This is a genomic window from Halogranum gelatinilyticum, from assembly GCF_900103715.1.
In the GTDB taxonomy this organism is placed as follows: Archaea; Halobacteriota; Halobacteria; order Halobacteriales; family Haloferacaceae; genus Halogranum; species Halogranum gelatinilyticum.
On the sequence record NZ_FNHL01000001.1, the window covers coordinates 987,432 to 1,003,815 of the forward strand.

Genomic DNA, 16,384 nt, shown 5'->3' on the forward strand with positions numbered 1-16,384 from the left:
TAGTCGTATCGTAGTCGTGGTCTTCCGTCGGTTCAGGGCCACCGTGGCCGACTTATTCGACTGCTGAGAGGAGATACTGGCCTCGCTCGAGTGCCAGCGTCGCCGCGGGCACGACGAACAGGAAGACGAGCGCGCTCCCGATGTCGGTAGCCAACACGGGATAGCCGACCCAGGGGATAGTCGCCGTGACTCGGCCGACGACCCGCGAAGCATCGACCGGTTCGTTGTCCGGCGACCGGTTTGCGTCGCCCTTGACGACGAAGGCGAACCCAGCGTCGTTTCGCTGGATACCGACGACGCGGTGAGTCGTCGTCGGACCAACGTTGCCCTCGCCACGGAAGGTGATGACGTCACCCACCTCGACGGTCCGGGGGGAGACCGCCTCGACGAGGACGAGGCTCCCTCGTTTGATCTCCGGTTCCATACTGCCGGATGCGACCGCGTACCCAGCGTCTGCACCGACCAATCCGGGCTGTACGACGACGAGAAACGGACTCGAGAGTAGCCAGAGGGCGAGCACGACACCGTGTAGCTGCCGTCGTGCGCCCATCGTGCTCCGTCAGTCGCCGCCGTTGTCAGCGTCTCCCTCGGTCGGCTCACCCTGGGCTCTGTAGCCAGGCGTCGAGATGTACGGCCGCGCGGGGCTCTCGTTGTGGCGGACCTGCTGGAAGTCGAAGCCGAAGTAGATGTCGATGCTGTCGGTCTGCGCCTCGTTGCCGACGTTGAACGGCAGCGACCAGTCGTAACCGAACCGAATCGTTCCCTCCGGCTGGAGCGGGCTGAAGCCCTGCTCGTTGTTCGTATCTCCGTTCTGTTCGCCGTTGAGGAGGATACAGCCAGCGTAGCGCCGGTTGACCGGGGCGGGCGTCGTGTACGTCTCACCGTCGTCGTTGAAGCCGACAGTCCCCTGGTCGAGCTGTGAGAAGACTGCCCCACTGAGGGGTCGAGGGACGAGACTCCCCGTCGCGTTGTCCCAGTACGCGGGCGAGGTCACGCCCTGACTGGTCGGGTTGAAGCTCCCCTGGAAGCCGCCGTCGAAGAAGCTCGAGTTCTTGTTCGAGTCGTAGAAAGGAAGCACGTAGAGGTTGTCGGCGAGTTCGCCGTTGCCGTACTGGACCGTGACGGTGTCGTTGTTGTAGGTATTCGCGCTCACCTCGGCTTCCTTCATCGCTCCGTTGTCCACCTCGTCTTCCGGATCCTCGATGGAGTTGTCGTCGTTGTTGTCGAAGTCGAGACACGAGAACACCCACGCCGGATTGGTCTCGACCTCGATTTCGAAGACGATGGAGCCGTAGTCGCCAGGCTTGACATCATCCAAACTGTACGCGAGATGCTGAGTGCCGTTGTCCTCGCCGGTTTGAACCTCGATCTCGTCTCCCTGGCTGACTTCTTCACCGTTGTACGACGCGTACCAGCCCACGTGACCGTCGAGCTCGCCTGCAGTGAACGTCGTCGTCGCCTCTTCCGTGTCACTGAAGGCCGCCCACGTTCCGAAGCCCGCGCCTGCCGATGCGATACCGATCGTGCCGAGCCCGGCGAGCATATTGCGCCGGGACAGTTTGAGTTTCTTCTTGGACATTGGTCTTCACCCATCCGAGTGCCACCCGTCCTGAGTGGGTCGGACGTGGTTTCACCGACGAGCGATGCCGCATTAGTTAACAGCCGAGAGACATGAAATCGGTCTCGTTCGTCGTCGTTCTCGCCGCCGTTCGGATAGCATGGGAGCCGTTATTTCGGGCTAAATCCGCGGTTTAGAAGCCTAGAGCAGTGATTATTCGGGCGTGTGTCACTCGTTGACGACTGTTATGGCTGGCCGAACGTCGCTAAAGTAGACATTAGCTATGCATCGGTATCGCAGACCTGTACGTGCCGACAGTCACGGGGGTGACGCGGCGGTGAACGATTCGATGAACCAACTGACCACGCGCAAATCGGACATCACGGAGGGGGAGATTCACGAACTACTGCGGAACTCGCGGCGGCGACGAGTGCTCAAACAGTTACAGGAGCGCGTCGGCGTCGTGACCGTCCGCGCGCTCGCGGAGACCATCGCCGAGTTGGAGACGGGCGAATCGCCGCCGCCGCGGCGTATCCGCGACAGCGTCTACAACTCGCTGCATCAGACGCATCTGCCGAAACTCGACGCGTACGGCGTCGTCGACTACGACAAGAACAGAAAGACGGTCGCACTGCGAAGGGAGGTCAGACAGGTCGACCTCTACATGGAGGTGGTGACGAAGTACGGCATCACGTGGGCGGAGTACTACCAACGGCTGCTGTTGCTCGCACTGCTCGTCATCTTGGCCGCGCAATTCGACGTGGTCGCGGTCGCCGCGCTTCCGACAGCCGTCTGGGCGAGCGTCTTCCTCGTCGTCCTGGCCCTGTCGAGCGCGGCACAGCTGTGGTCCCGTCGGTGGTTCTATCTCCAACAGCTCGTCGGCGACCACCGGTAATACACGTCTGTGTGTAGTTAGTCGGGTGATGGCCGCGAGATGTGGCGAGAATACTCGCGAATTTGTATATCTCTCGTCTCGCAACCGCAACTGTTTTTCTCTCGGACTCGGGTGGTTCGTGTATGCTCAAGATCGCTGGCCTCGCGAGCAACCGTGGACGAAACCTGCTGCACATCGCCGACCAGGCCCCCGGTGGGGCGAAACTGAGTGTCGTCCTCACGAACGAGGAGGGCGCGCCCGTGCTCGAAGGTGCCTCCGAGCGCGGCATCCCCACAGAGGTCGTCACACGCGGCGACGACGAGTCCCGAGCGGACCACGAGCGACGTGTCCTCGACCGCCTCGACAGCTACGACTTCGACATCGTCTGTCTCGACGGCTATATGCGCATCCTCACGGAGGAATTCCTCGACGACGCGCCGACGACGCTCAACGTCCATCCCTCGCTCCTCCCCGCCTTCCCCGGCATGGACGCCCACGAGCAGGTGCTCGACGCCGGCGTCCGGACGACCGGCTGTACGGTCCACGTCGTCAACGAAGAGGTCGACGCCGGCCCCATCGTGACCCAGGAGGCCGTCCCGGTCTACGAGGACGACGACGAAGCGAGTCTCAAATCTCGCGTCCTCAACGACGCGGAGTTCACCGCGTATCCCCGTGCAGTCCGCTGGTTCGCCGAGGACCGCGTGACGGTCGAGGACGGGTCCGTCTCCGTCGACGGCGACGACGGCGGCGACTTCCCCGAGCGTCGCGTCGTCTCGAACGACCGCGAAGCGACGCTCCGATACGGCGAGAACCCGCATCAGGACGCCGCAGTCTACGCCGACGCCTCCTGCGACGAGGCGAGCGTCGTCCACGCCGACCAGCTCAACGAGGGCGCGAAGGCACTCTCGTACAACAACTACAACGACGCCGACGGCGCGCTCAATCTCATCAAGGAGTTCGACGAACCCGCCGCGGCCGTCATCAAGCACACCAACCCCGCGGGCTGTGCGACCGCCGACACGCTCGCCGACGCCTACGAGGCCGCGCTGTCGACGGACCCGATGAGCGCATTTGGTGGGATTGTCGCACTCAACCGCGAGTGTGACGCCGCGACCGCCGAGCAGGTCGTCGACTCGTTCAAGGAGGTCGTCGTCGCGCCGGGCTACACCGACGCCGCGCTCGACGTCCTGACCGGGAAGAAGAACCTCCGCGTGCTCGACGTCGGCGACGTCGACAGCCTCGGCGAGATCACCGAACGCTTCACCGAGAAACCCATTGTCGGCGGCCGCCTCGTCCAGGAGCGCGACACGTGGACGCCGACGGTCGACGACCTCGAAATCCCGACCGAGCGCGAGCCGACAGAAGAAGAACTGGAGACGATGCTCTTCTCGTGGAAGGTGCTGAAACACGTCAAGTCCAACGGCATCCTGTTCGCCAAGGGCACGGAGACGGTCGGCGTCGGCATGGGACAGGTCTCCCGCGTCGACGCGGTCCGACTCGCCGCGATGAAGGCCGACGAGCACGCCGAGGGCAAGGACGCCGAAGGTGCCGTGATGGCCTCGGACGCCTTCTTCCCGTTCCCGGACGGTATCGAGGAGGCCGCGAAAGCGGGCATCACGGCCGTCATCCAGCCCGGTGGCTCCGTCAACGACGAGGACGTCGTCGAAGCCGCCGACGAGCACGGGATGGCGATGGCGTTTACCGGTCAGCGGTGCTTCCGGCATGACTGAGTGAAACGAAGGAATGCTGGAAGTCAGCGAGTCGCAGCACCCGAACGGAGTGAGGGTGACCGTCTCGCGCGATTTCCGTCACGACTGAGCACTGCGACGGAGTGTCGGAAGCCAGCGACCGAGCGTCGGCGAGTTCGCGCGGTTTCAGATTCGTTTTCGTGCGACCAGTGAACCTCGGGGACGAGACTGTCCGTTATCTCCTGACCCAACGAGATTTCTAGAACTCTATCCAGATATTCATCCAGAAATACGGCCGTAAAGCCTTCAACTACAGCGAATCCTTTTCTCGACCGGCGTCGTCCCCTCGCCATGACCGACACCCCCATCGTTGGCCTCGGCGAGATTGCCCTTCGCGTCGACGACTTAGACGAGATGACCGACTTCTACGCCGAGGTCATCGGCCTCCCGATCCTGGGCGACTTCGACCATGCAACTTTCTTCGAGATCGCCGAGGGCGTCGAAGGCCACACGCAGATCCTCGCGCTGTTCGACCGGTCGGGCGAGGACGACTACACGCCGCCGGACGCCGCCCGGACGACCGTCGACCACATCGCCTTCGGGATTCCGCTGGACGCCTTCGAGAGCGAGGTCGACCGTCTCGAAGGACTCGGGCTCGACGTGTGGACGACGACCCACGACTGGGTGCAGTGGCGGTCGCTGTACGTCACCGACCCCGAAGGAAACCGAGTCGAGTTGGTCTGTCACGACCCGAGTATCGACGAGGCGTGAGTCGAGACGCCGTCGTCGGTCGGTGTCCGACGTCGAAGACGGCGACGGCGAGGTCCGGGTTCGACACGCTTTAGCGCGCACCGTCTGTCTCAGATAGCATGGACTACCACGAGGCGGCGAACTTCCTCTTCGACCTCCGCCGGTTTCAGGTCAAACCCGGCACGGAGTCGGTTCGGGAGCTGCTCGCGCACCTCGGCGACCCCCACGAGGACGTCGATTTCGTCCAGATTGCCGGGTCGAACGGGAAAGGGAGCACGGCGAAGATGGTCGAGTCGATACTGCGCGAAGCCGGTCTCCAGACCGGTCTCTACACCTCGCCGCACTTCGACGACGTACGCGAGCGTATCCGCGTCGACGGGCGGAAGATCCCCGAGCAGGCACTCGTCGAGTTCGTCGAGGAGGCGAAACCCTACCTCGTCGAGCAGGCCGCCGACGGCGAGCCGCTGACGTTCTTCGAGGTCGTGACGGCCATGGGCATCTGGCAGTTCGGCCGTGCCGACGTCGACGTCGGTGTCCTCGAAGTCGGGATGGGCGGGAAACTCGACGCGACGAGCGTCGTCGACCCCGTCGCCAGCGCGGTGACGAACGTCTCTTTGGAGCACACCTCGGTCCTCGGCGACACCGTCGAGGAAATCGCAGTCAAGAAGGCAGCGGTCGCCCCCGCCGACGCACCGCTCGTGACCGCCGCGACGGGCGAGGCACTGGAGGTAATCCGGCGGGAGGCGGGCGACGTCGTCACCGTCGGCGACGCGGACGCGGCCGCGGACGTGACCGCCGTCTCCCGCGGGCCGGTCAACCACACCGAATCGACCGTCGCCGTCGACGGGCCGGACTGGCACGTCGAGTCGCGGCTTCCCCTACTCGGGGCGTATCAGGCCCTGAACGCCGGTGTCGCCTGCACGCTGGCACGGCAGGTCGCTGATATCGTCGGCGACGGTGGCGACGGTGGCGATGTCGGTGACGCCGATGCGGCCGCTGTCGACGAGGCGACGCTGGCCAGAGGGTTACGAAACGCCCACTGGCCCGGCCGCTTCGAGGTCATGGAACGGGAGCCGATGGTCGTCCTCGACGGCGCGCACAACCCCGACGCCTGTGGCCAACTCGCGACGACACTCGCCGCGTTCGACGACGAGTACGCGGACCTCCATCTGGTCTTCGCCGCGATGCACGACAAGGACCACCGCGCGATGGTCGACGCGCTGCCGGACGTCGACTCCGTCATCACCTGCAAGCCGAACCTCTCGCGGGCCGAGGACCCCGAGGTGCTCGCGCGGGTCTTCGAGGACGCGGGCGTCGCTGACGTCCACGCTGGCTTCTCCGTGGCCGGGTCGCTCGCGAAGATACGGGAGCGGGCGGGAGCGGACGACTGCATCCTCGTCACCGGCTCGCTCTTCTGTGTCGCGGAGGCGCGGACGACGTGGACCCGGCTCGAAGTCCCGAAGCGCGTCCGCGACCTCGACGACGCCGAGGCGATGCTCGACGGCGCGCACGTCACCTCGCCCGGCGTCTGGCGGATGCGCGGCAAGGCCGTCCACCGTTCGCTGAAGCTCCGCGTCGAGCGTCGACAGGCGCAGTATCTCAAAGAGGAGATGCTGAGCCTCGGCGGCGAGTGTGCGACGTCGGGACACATGACCGACGGCGAACTCTCTTCTGTCGTCTTGATGGGGACATTCGCGCAGTTCAACCGCCTCATCGACAAACTGGCGGGCCAACCCTTCGGTCTCGAAGCCCTCGCTGACGACATTCGGGAGCGGCTTGGCATCCGCGTCGAACAGGTATCGAAGGGCTACCCGTGGGAGGACGGCACAGCCGTCATGGGCATCCTCAACGTCACGCCCGACAGCTTCCACGACGGCGGGGACTTCTTCGACGCGACCGACGCCATCGAGCAGGCCGAGGCGATGATCGACGCCGGCGTCGACATCATCGACATCGGCGGCGAGAGCACCCGCCCCGGTGCCGACGAAGTGAGTGTGGAAGACGAGATCGACCGCGTCGTCCCGGTCATCGAGGCCGTTTCCGACCTCGACGTCGCCATCTCTATCGACACCCGGAAGGCCGCCGTCGGCCGCGCCGCGCTCGACGCGGGCGCAGACATCCTCAACGACGTGACCGGTCTCGCCGACCCCGAGATGCGTTTCTTGGCCGCCGAGCGCGACGTCCCGGTCATCGTGATGCACAGCATCGACGCCCCCGTGATTCCGGACAAAGAGGTCGAGTACGACGACGTTGTCGAGGACGTCGTCGACGAACTGAGTGAGCGGGTCCTGCTCGCCGAGAAGGCGGGCATCCCTCGCGAGAACGTCATCGTCGACCCCGGTCTCGGCTTCGGCAAGTCGAAAGCCGAGAACTTCGAGTTGCTCGGGCGGCTCGACGAGTTCGACGCGCTCGGCTGTCCCGTTCTCGTGGGCCACTCCCACAAGTCGATGTTCGAACTCGTCGGGGCGGAGACCGGCGACAACCTCGAAGCGACGGTCGCGGCGACGGCCGTCGCGGTCGACCGCGGTGCCGACATCGTCCGCGTCCACGACGTGGCCGAGAACGTCGCTGCCGTTCGTGTCGCACAGGCTGCTCGCTCGCCGGAGCAGTTTAGCGAAAAATAGCGGATCGCGGCCAACGGGCGTCGCGGACTTCCTTACTGATCCAGTTCGTCGAGCAGCGTCTGTGCCGCGTCGTGGCTGGAGCCGGGACCCCGAGCCGTGACGAGGTCGCCGTCGACCGTCACGCTCGTCTCCTGGTCGAGTTCGGCGTCCCAGTTGCCGCCCGCCAGCTTGACCTCGTCCTCGACCCAGTAGGGGAGCTTGCGCCCCTCGAAGACGTCGTTGTCGTCGACGATGCCCTCCTCCCACTCGTTGGGGAAGCCGGTCACGTCGCGGTCCTCGACGAGGAACGAGCCGTCGGCCTCGCGGGTGAACGCCAGTATCCCGACGGCGTGGCAGACGACGAGTGCTTTGCCCTCGTCGCCGGCGACGGCCGAGACGAGTGCCTGCCGGGCGTGTCGGTCCTGATTGACGTCCCAGACGGTGCCGTGGCCGCCGGGGAAGACCGTCGCGTCGTAGTCGCGGGCGTCGACCGTCGCGAGCGGTTCGGGGTCGGTGAGCCGGTCGTCGGTCTCGTGGATCTCGCGATACTCCTCGACGGTCTCCTCGCCGATGTCGTCGGGGTCCAGCGAGCGTTCGTCGACGACCGGCGGCTCGCCCGTCGGTGTCGCGACGGTGATGTCGAAGCCAGCGTCGGTGAGCGTCGTGAGCGGCTCGATACATTCCTCTGCCCAGTAGCCCTCTTCGCTGACGATGAACAGTGCGGATGGCATACCACCACGTTGCTGGTCACACGGAAAAAGACGCTCGAAGTCGGAGAGTCCGGCCGCGACCGACGGTTCGAGGCTGGTCGTCGGTGCGGTCGCTCCCGGGGTGAAAAACGCAGAAACCGACTCGCGCGGTTATCCGTCGCCGTGTTCGTCGACGATGACGACCTCGCCGTCTTCGACGGTCACGTTGATGAGCGTCTTGACGTCGTAGTCGGTGTCGTCGAGTTCGTTCGGCCCGGCCTTCTTGATGACAGCGACGACGTCGACGACGTCGGCACCGACGTCCTGCGTCAGCGCGTCGAGGATGGCCTTCATCGTGCCGCCGGTCGAGAGCACGTCGTCGAGGACGAGGACGCGGTCGCCCTCCTCGACGTCGTTGATGTACATCTCGGACTCGGAGTAGCCCGTCTCCTGGAAGAGCGGAACTTCGCCGTCGAGACCGTACTCGCGCTTTCGGATGACGACGAGCGGGATGTCCGTCATCAGCGAGACGGCCGTCGAGATGTGGATGCCCATCGCCGCGGGCGTGACGATCTTGTCGACGTTCTCCAGCTCTGCCTTCCGGATGATCTTGATGACGATCTCGCGGAGAAGCGACGGTTCGAGCATCGGGACGCCGTCACTGATCGGATGGACGAAGTACTCGTACTCGCCTTTCTCGATGATGGGTGCATCAAGCAGCGACTGCCGCAGTTGGTCCATGTCGCCTGTTTCGCAGGTTCTATGTAAAAGATGGCGGTTCGAGGGTGGTTCGTGGGGGTGTCGCACTGTAAGCGGGCCGAACAGTCAGCAGGGACAATCAATCAATTCAGGCCGTCAGTTCGGTCTGGAAGATGACTGATTGACTCTCAATGTCGATGATTCTGACGGTTACAACGTCACCGGTGGCGATTCCGTCGATGTTGTCGGCCGTGGGAGTTCCGTAGACCCACGAGTTGGAAATCTGCGTTTCCGACGGACCAGCGTCCGCATCAACCTCAATGATTGCTGAACCACCCGCCGAGAGGGTCGTATCAGAACCTGCTGCGGTGGGTTCGAAGGTCGTCGTCGACGCGCCGATAGTCACGATGACTCGCGTCTCGTCGGAGTGCAGCGCGTCGCCGCCGTTGTGCTGGATGGTGACTGTGTCGTCAGCCGCACTCACCGTCGCCTTCAACGACGCCTGCGGGGCCGTCTGACCGACCGAGTCCCCGAGGCCGAGGACGAACGTCCCGATGACGGCTGCGAGGATGACCGTGATAGCGACCATGAGGATGACGCCGATGACCGGCGAGACTGCGCGCTCTTCTGTGGTGAACGTAGTGAACGTCATGTTGTGACTCCGTACACGAGTCGGTGATCGCTCTACACGCGTCGGTGCTGAAGGGCTCTCTCCCGCCTGCGTCGCGTCTGGGTAGACGTGAGTCGTCGACCCGAAGAGCGACGCCACTTGCCGGAGGCTCGTTCGTCGAGAACCAACCAAGCAACAAGTAGCGGGCGTCTCCCCCGTGTACTACGTCCTCACTAACGCGCTCTGAGAGGATAAAGTAGCAGGGAGAAAGACTGTCACTGCATACGGACAGTCTGTGTCAGCGACAGCGTGTTGAATTCGGTCGAAACAATAGGAGAAAGCGGGCGGTTAGACGACGAGTTAGACGACGACCATGAGCGCGATGCCGATGGTCGTGACGGCGACCAACAGGAGGATGCTGGTCCCGATTCCCGCGTGTAGCGAGCGGGGCCACGCGGCCTCGTCCTCGCCGGTTGCCTCGTCCGGCGTCCGGCCGACGGCGTTGCGGACGACCGTCTCGGGATTACGGAGCGTCCGGGTGACGCCGCCTGCGGTGGCGACCACTGCGCGGTCGACGGCGGCGTACGTCTCGGTGACGCCGCGGACCAGCCCGCGGGTCCCGTAGAAGGTCAGCGGGTTGTAGACGGCGTCGATGTCCGGAACGCGGCCGACGCGGTCGAGCGGCTTCTTGAGGATCGCGAAGCCGACGATACCCAGCACGGCCAGAATCAGACCCTCCACGATGTGGCCGACCGTGTACGTCGTGTACTCGAAGCCACCCTCGTTGCCGGGCAGGATGGCGAACAGCGCGTCGGGGACGAGACCGTAGGCGACACAGAGCACCGCCACCGAGACCATCGCGACCTGCTGGAGACGGTTTGCGTCGCGGACTTCGCCGTCGTAGTCGCCCTCGTAGAAGGCGTACCAGCCGAGCTTGATGAACGACAGGAACGTCCCGACACCTCCTGCGAGCAGGAGATACCAGACGACGTCGAGATGTTTGTAGTGCGCCTCGGCGATGATCATCCCCTTACTGACGAAGCCATTGAAGCCGGGGAAGCCCGCGATAGAGAGTGCCGCGACGACGAACGCGCCGAACGTAATCGGCATATCGCGGGCGAGTCCGCCGACGTACTTCAGGCTCTCCTCGCCGGTCCGGTAGATGATGACGCCGACCGTCATGAACAGCAGGCTCTTGTAGAGGATGTGGTTGAAGACGTGGCCGAAGGCACCGGCGGTGGCGACGGTCGTCCCGATGCCGATACCGGCGATCATGTAGCCGACCTGCGACTGGATGTGGTACGAGAGCAGCCGCCGCATATCCTTTTGCAACACTGCCATCGTCGCACCGAAGACAGCCATCGCCGCGCCCATGTAGGCGAGCCAGAGGTGGCCGTCCGCCGGGAACGCGCGGTACATCGCGTAGACGCCGGTCTTCGTCGTGTAGACACAGAGGAAGACGCTGGCGGCGACGTGCGGCCGCGGGTAGGTGTCCGGCAGCCAGGCGTGCAGGCCGACGAAGCCGACGTTGACGCCGATGCCGATGGCGGCCACGGCGAGGATGGCGGGCGTCCCGCCGACGATGCCCGTCGAAGCGGTGAAGAGGAACGAGCCGACCTCGGCGTAGTGCCAGACGATGGCCGCGAGCACGAGGCTGCCGCCGATGCCGTGCAGGACGGCGTAGCGGAAGCCTGCGCGGACGGCCTTGCCGCCGTAGTCCCAGACGAGGACCGTGCTGGTGACGGCCATCAGCTCCCAGAAGAACACGAGCGTGAGCCAGTCACCCGCGAAGACGGCACCGATACTGGTGCCGGCGTAGGTGAGCGCGTAGGCGGTCTGCTTGTTCGGTGCTTCGGAGGCGTACGAGTAGAGGACGGCGACGGCTCCGATGAAGCCGAAGATGATGCCCATCAGCCGGGAGAACTCGTCGACGTTGAACAGCACGACCTCGAAGCCGAACTGCTGGGCTTCTGCACCAAAGAGCTTGACCGACCAGTGGGTCCCCTCGGGCGTGAAGACCGCGAGCGGGACGACGATACCCGTCGCGAGCACGCCCAGAGCGTGGCCGACGCGACGGGAGACGAACGGCACCAACAGTGCCGCGACGAGGACGTAGACGAACGGCGGGATGGTGGTGAGAACCTCCATCAAGCGAACACCCCCACGACCGTCGCCGCGGAAACGACGTACTCGACGAGCTGCAGGAAGACCGCCCGGCCGGGGATGAGCCCGAGGACGATCGAGCCGGTCGCCGCAGTCAGAATCGGGGCGACCACGAACCACGAGCCTTCACCGCCAAGCCAACTCCGACGCTCCCAGCCACCGGCGGGCGGGCCGCCGTGGTGGCCGTGGTGGTCGTCAGCGTGGTGGTCGTCGGCGTCGTCGTGCGCGTCGTGCGCGTCGCTGTGGCTCTCTTCGTGTTCCTGCTCGGCCTCACCCGGACGGATGTGGTCGCTCGGGTTGCGGTCGACGGCGTACTCGCCCTCGGGGTCCGCGGCCGGCTGGCCGCTCGTGGCCGACTGCTGATTGTTGGGCTTGCCACCGTCAGCGGCGACGGCTGCACGGCCGCCGAGCGGGTTCTCGATGAGCGGCTTGCGGTCGTGGCCGTCTGGCGACTCGCTCTCGAAGAACGCCTGGTAGACCACGGGCCAGAAGTACGCGATGTTCAGAACGCCCGAGACGAGCAGGGCGACCGTGAACGCGACCTCGCCACCGGAGGCGGTCCCGATGAGGAGGTAGAACTTGCTGACGAAGCCGGCGACGAGCGGGATGCCGGCCATCCCAGCCGCGGCGACGGCGAAGGCGGCCATTGTCAGCGGCATCCGCTTACCGATGCCGGCCATGTCGCTGATGTCGTCGGTGTGGGTCTCGACGTGGATGGCTCCCGCACAGAAGAACAGAGTGAGCTTCATGAACGCGTGGGCGGGGATGTGGAGGAGTCCGCCGACGAGCGCGTATCTCGCAGCGTCACCCCCCATCGACGCGCCGATGCCCAGCCCGAGGACGATATACGAGAGCTGGCTCACCGTCGAGTAGGCGAGCCGACGTTTGAGGTTGTCCTGTCTGAGTGCGATGACGCTGGCCGCGAGCAGCGTGAACGCCGCGACCGCAGCCAGCACGACGCCGACCCCGAGGTTCGCGACGGTGTCCGGCCCGAACACTTCGAGGACGACCCGGGCGATGCCGAAGACGCCGGACTTGACGACGGCCACGGCGTGCAGCAGCCCGGAGACGGGCGTCGGGGCGACCATCGCGTCCGGCAGCCACGAGTGGACCGGCATCAGCGCCGCCTTGACGCCGAAGCCGGTCGCCAGGAGGGCGAACGCCGCGCGGCCGAGCATCGGGTCGGCCGTGGCGAGTCCCTCGATGCCGCCGGGCGTGAACGTCACGCTCCCGGCGAGCACGTAGACGAGGACGGTCCCTGCGAGGACGGCCACGCCGCCCCCGAAGGTGTACGCGAGATACTTTCGGCCGGCCGCACGGGCCTCCGCGGTCTCGTCGTGGGTGACGAGCGGGTAGGTCGCGACCGTGAGCAGTTCGTAGAAGACGAACAGCACGAGCAGGTTCGACGCGAACGCGACGCCGACCGCGCTGGCGACGCTGGCGGCGAACGAGGCGAAGTACCGGGTCTGTGCGTGTTCGTCGAGGCCGCGCATGTAGCCGATGCTGTAGAAGCTGGTGACCAGCCACAGCAGGCTGGCCAGCAGTCCGAACAGCAGGCCGAGCGCGTCGGCCTGGACGACGAAGTCGACGCTGCCGGTGCCGAGCGGGACGAACGCCCCGAGGTCGGTGACGTACGTGTCGCCGGCGAGGACGCCGGGAACCATGCTCGCGACGAGCGCGAACGTCGATGCGGCGGCCAGAATCGTCCATCCCTCGCGGACGTTCGGGCGACGGCCCGACGCGAGGATGGCGACGGCGGCGACTGCCGGGATGGCGACCGCCGCGAGCGGTCTGAGCGTTGGGATGTCTGTCATAGCTGGAGTAGGATGTCGAGGGTCGGTTCGAGCAGCGGTTCGAAGGTCGAGACGAGCGGACCGAGAACCACCGCGAGCAGTGCCGCGACGAGGACGACGGCGACCATCCCGACGGTCGGCCGGGTGAGGACGTCGTCGTCCGCGTCGTCACCACCGTCTGCGACCGCGGTCGCGCCTGTCGACGCCGTGTCCGCGGCCGACGACGTGCGGAAGTACATCCGCTCGACGAGCCGGATGAAGTACGCGAGCGTCAGCAGCGTGCTCAGCAGGATGACGACGGCGATGGGCCACGACTCGGCTTGGATCGCGCCGAGCGTGATGTACCACTTGCCGACGAAGCCGACGGCCGGGGGCACCCCGACCATCGACAGCGACAACACGGCGAAGGCGGCACTGAGCAGCGGCGCGCGCGCGCCGAGTCCCTCGTAGTCGTCGACGGTGCGGGCACCGGCAACGACCGCCAGCGCGCCCGCCGTGAGGAACAGCCCGCCCTTCATGACGGCGTGGCCGACGAGGTGGACGAGGCTGCCGGTGAGTGCCGCCTCGTTGGCGATGGCGACACCCGCGACGACGAGGCCGAACTGCGAGACCGACGAGTAGGCCAACATCCGCTTGATCTCGGTCTGCATCACCGCGAGGACGCTCCCCGCGACGATGCTGACGGCGGCGAGCGCGAGCAGGAACTCCTGGGCGAACGCCGACGACGTGAGGAAGTCGACGGTGTAGACGCTGAACGTCACGCGGGCGAGTGCGTACGCCGAGACCGTTGAGACGAGTGCGGCGATGAGACCGCTGACGCTGTCGGGCGCGCTCGCATACGCCTCCGGCTGCCAGGTGTGCAGCGGGAACAGCGCCGTCTTCACGGCCAGCCCCGTCGCGACGAGCGCGAACGAGGCACCGACGAGCGTCGGGTCGGCCGAGCCGAGGTTCGCCGCGAGGTCGGCCATGTTGAGCGTCCCCGTCGCGACGAACGCGTAGCCAATGCCGATGAGGAACAGCGACGCGCCGACGGTGCCGACGAGGAGATACTTCAGCGCGCCGACCGCCGCGCGGCCGTCGTCGCCGGTCGCGACCAGCGCGTAGGCGGCCAGCCCCGTAATCTCGAGGAAGACGTAGAGGTTGAACATGTCCCCCGTGATGGTCATCCCCGAGAGTCCGGCGAGCAGCAGCAGCGTCGCCGTGTGGAACGCCACCGAGTGTGGACCCGCGCGACGAGCGTAGACGAGCACGCCCGCGGTGACGGCCGAGACGAGCACGATGACGGCAGCGTTGAGCCCGTCGACGACGAGTTCGATGCCGAACGGCGGCGTGAAGCCGCCGACGCCGGCCGCAAGCGGCGTGCCGCCCCCGTAGACGGTGGCTGCGACGGCCGTTGCGAGTCCCGCGTGGACGAGCGTCGTCAGGAACGTCAGCGGCCAGGCGAACCGGTCCGAACGGAAGCCGGCGACGAGCGTGAGCACCGCTCCGAGGAGCGGGAGTGCGACCAGGAGCGGCAGCAGCTCATTCATCGGTACGCACCTCCCGGAGAACGTGCTCGTCGAGCGTTCCGTACTCCGTGTAGATGCGGACGATGAGTGCCAGCGCGACCGCGGTGAGGCTCACGCCGACGACGATGGCCGTCAGGATGAGCACGTGCGGCAGCGGGCTGACGTAGGTCGTCGACTCGCCGCCGTGGCCGAGGATGGGCGGCGAGCCGCCGACCCGGTAGGCCGAGGTGATGAAGAAGAGGAAGATGCCCGACTGGAAGACGTTCATCCCGATGACCTTCTTCACGAGGTTCGGCGTCTCGATGAGCATGTACGCGCCGATAGTCAACAGCAACGCGACGACGATGTAGTTGTAGTGAGTGAAGAGGATGTCTACGTTCATGGTTCGTCCTCCATCGGTTCGTCCGTCTCGAAACCGGCGGCGAGGAGGAAGAACAGCCCCGTGATGATGCCGGCGACGACCGCACCGATACCGAGTTCGACCAGCTCGATGCCGTACTTGCTCGCCTCCGAGTAGGGATACGCGACGTACTGGAGGAACGCCCCACCGAACAGCATCGACCCGAAGCCGATGCCGAGGAAGGTGAGGAGCCCGACCGCGATGAGCGCGAGCAGACGCGAAGCGGCGAGCCAGTCACGGACCGGCTCGATACCGTACGCGAACGCCAAGAGCAGGACGACGGTTCCGGCGATGGTTCCGCCCTGGAAGCCACCGCCCGCGGAGTCCGCGCCGTGGAACATCACGAACAGCCCGAGCGTCAAGATGAACGGGACGACGATGCGGACGGTCGTCATGATGATGGTACTCTCGACGTACGGGACCTGGTCTTCCGTCCGGAAGACGCTGTTCTCCGGCCGCGTTCGGACCGACGAGCCGCCGTCGGTCGAGGGGTCGCGGCTCATACGAACGCCTCCCGTCGCAGCACGAGCAGTACTGCGACACCGGCGGTGAAGACCACGGCGGCCTCACCGAGGGTGTCGAAGCCACGGTAGGCGGCGAGCACCGCCGTCACCGCGTTCTCGACGCCCGTCTCGTCGTAGGCGTTGTCGAGGTAGTAGGTCGTCACCTCGCCACCCACCACGGGCGACGTCGGATCGCCGATGGCCGGCAACGCCGGCACCGTCACGAGGACGGCACCGAGGAAGCACGCGAGGACGACGAACGTCCGCGGACGGACGCTCTCGAAGGGCGTGTCCGTGGAGGGGTTCACCGTCTTCGCGACGGTCAACAGGAACAGCAAGGTCATGACGCCAGCACCGACGGCGGCCTCGGTGAGCGCGACGTCGGGTGCCTGCAGGAGTACCCACAGGATCGAGATGCCGAGGCTGTAGGCGGCCGACGCGACGATGACCGCGAGGATGTCTCGGAGGAACGCCGTCGCCAGCGCGCAGCCGATGACGAACGCGAGGACGGTCGCTTCGAGGACTGTCATCGCTCACCTCCCGGTG

General features: G+C 65.9%; 15 protein-coding genes. 4 read left to right on the forward strand and 11 right to left on the reverse strand.

From position 1 onward, the window contains the following. Nucleotides 1-52: 52 nt before the first annotated feature. Both BLR57_RS05090 and BLR57_RS05095 read right to left on the reverse strand, forming a co-directional pair. Entirely contained in the window at nucleotides 53-550 is a 498-nt protein-coding gene (locus BLR57_RS05090; protein ID WP_089694777.1) for a signal peptidase I, read from the reverse strand. 9 nt (nucleotides 551-559) lie between these two features. Then, nucleotides 560-1,579 (reverse strand): SipW-dependent-type signal peptide-containing protein, encoded by a 1,020-nt coding sequence (locus BLR57_RS05095; RefSeq protein WP_089694779.1) that lies wholly within the window; start codon nucleotides 1,577-1,579, stop codon nucleotides 560-562. A 328-nt stretch (nucleotides 1,580-1,907) separates the two neighbouring features. Here BLR57_RS05095 and BLR57_RS05100 point away from each other — a divergent pair, with 328 nt between their 5' ends. The 4 genes from BLR57_RS05100 to folP all read left to right on the forward strand — a co-directional run bounded on the left by BLR57_RS05100 (nucleotide 1,908) and on the right by folP (nucleotide 7,494). Next, nucleotides 1,908-2,453: a DUF7344 domain-containing protein gene (locus BLR57_RS05100; RefSeq protein WP_089694781.1), complete on the forward strand. Its 546-nt coding sequence runs from the start codon at nucleotides 1,908-1,910 to the stop codon at nucleotides 2,451-2,453. A 122-nt stretch (nucleotides 2,454-2,575) separates the two neighbouring features. Beyond that, a complete protein-coding gene (purH, locus tag BLR57_RS05105; RefSeq protein ID WP_089694783.1) occupies nucleotides 2,576-4,162 on the forward strand; it encodes a bifunctional phosphoribosylaminoimidazolecarboxamide formyltransferase/IMP cyclohydrolase in 1,587 nt (528 codons plus the stop codon). Nucleotides 4,163-4,471: 309 nt separating this feature from the next. Next, entirely contained in the window at nucleotides 4,472-4,891 is a 420-nt protein-coding gene (locus tag BLR57_RS05110; protein ID WP_089694785.1) for a VOC family protein, read from the forward strand. 98 nt (nucleotides 4,892-4,989) lie between these two features. Then, the gene (gene folP / locus BLR57_RS05115) at nucleotides 4,990-7,494 is read left to right on the forward strand and encodes a dihydropteroate synthase (RefSeq protein ID WP_089694788.1); all 2,505 of its coding nucleotides are present in this window, start codon (nucleotides 4,990-4,992) and stop codon (nucleotides 7,492-7,494) included. Nucleotides 7,495-7,526: 32 nt separating this feature from the next. On the opposite strand, the gene BLR57_RS05120 is transcribed toward folP, so the two are convergent. From BLR57_RS05120 to BLR57_RS05160, 9 genes are all read right to left on the reverse strand, one after another. Next, nucleotides 7,527-8,204 (reverse strand): type 1 glutamine amidotransferase domain-containing protein, encoded by a 678-nt coding sequence (locus BLR57_RS05120; RefSeq protein ID WP_089694790.1) that lies wholly within the window; start codon nucleotides 8,202-8,204, stop codon nucleotides 7,527-7,529. A gap of 129 nt (nucleotides 8,205-8,333) precedes the next feature. Further along, the gene (gene hpt / locus BLR57_RS05125; RefSeq protein ID WP_089694791.1) at nucleotides 8,334-8,903 is read right to left on the reverse strand and encodes a hypoxanthine/guanine phosphoribosyltransferase; all 570 of its coding nucleotides are present in this window, start codon (nucleotides 8,901-8,903) and stop codon (nucleotides 8,334-8,336) included. 106 nt (nucleotides 8,904-9,009) lie between these two features. Continuing rightward, nucleotides 9,010-9,513, reverse strand: a complete 504-nt coding sequence (locus tag BLR57_RS19685; RefSeq protein ID WP_089694794.1) for a type IV pilin domain-containing protein — start codon at nucleotides 9,511-9,513, stop codon at nucleotides 9,010-9,012. Nucleotides 9,514-9,831: 318 nt separating this feature from the next. After that, nucleotides 9,832-11,619: a Na(+)/H(+) antiporter subunit D gene (locus BLR57_RS05135; protein ID WP_089694796.1), complete on the reverse strand. Its 1,788-nt coding sequence runs from the start codon at nucleotides 11,617-11,619 to the stop codon at nucleotides 9,832-9,834. Further along, nucleotides 11,619-13,448, reverse strand: a complete 1,830-nt coding sequence (locus BLR57_RS05140; RefSeq protein WP_089694798.1) for a proton-conducting transporter transmembrane domain-containing protein — start codon at nucleotides 13,446-13,448, stop codon at nucleotides 11,619-11,621. The genes BLR57_RS05135 and BLR57_RS05140 overlap by 1 nt, the downstream gene beginning before the upstream one ends. Then, nucleotides 13,445-14,956, reverse strand: coding sequence for a proton-conducting transporter transmembrane domain-containing protein (locus BLR57_RS05145; RefSeq protein ID WP_170830560.1), 1,512 nt, complete (start codon nucleotides 14,954-14,956; stop codon nucleotides 13,445-13,447). Before BLR57_RS05145 ends, BLR57_RS05140 begins: the two co-directional genes overlap by 4 nt. Beyond that, nucleotides 14,949-15,317 carry a cation:proton antiporter subunit C gene (locus BLR57_RS05150; protein ID WP_089694800.1) on the reverse strand — a complete coding sequence of 123 codons (369 nt, stop codon included), beginning with the start codon at nucleotides 15,315-15,317 and terminating at the stop codon, nucleotides 14,949-14,951. The genes BLR57_RS05145 and BLR57_RS05150 overlap by 8 nt, the downstream gene beginning before the upstream one ends. Next, nucleotides 15,314-15,838, reverse strand: coding sequence for an MnhB domain-containing protein (locus BLR57_RS05155; RefSeq protein WP_089694802.1), 525 nt, complete (start codon nucleotides 15,836-15,838; stop codon nucleotides 15,314-15,316). The genes BLR57_RS05150 and BLR57_RS05155 overlap by 4 nt, the downstream gene beginning before the upstream one ends. Next, complete coding sequence (locus BLR57_RS05160; protein ID WP_089694804.1) at nucleotides 15,835-16,368, reverse strand: DUF4040 domain-containing protein; 534 nt, start codon at nucleotides 16,366-16,368, stop codon at nucleotides 15,835-15,837. The genes BLR57_RS05155 and BLR57_RS05160 overlap by 4 nt, the downstream gene beginning before the upstream one ends. Nucleotides 16,369-16,384 lie beyond the last annotated feature (16 nt).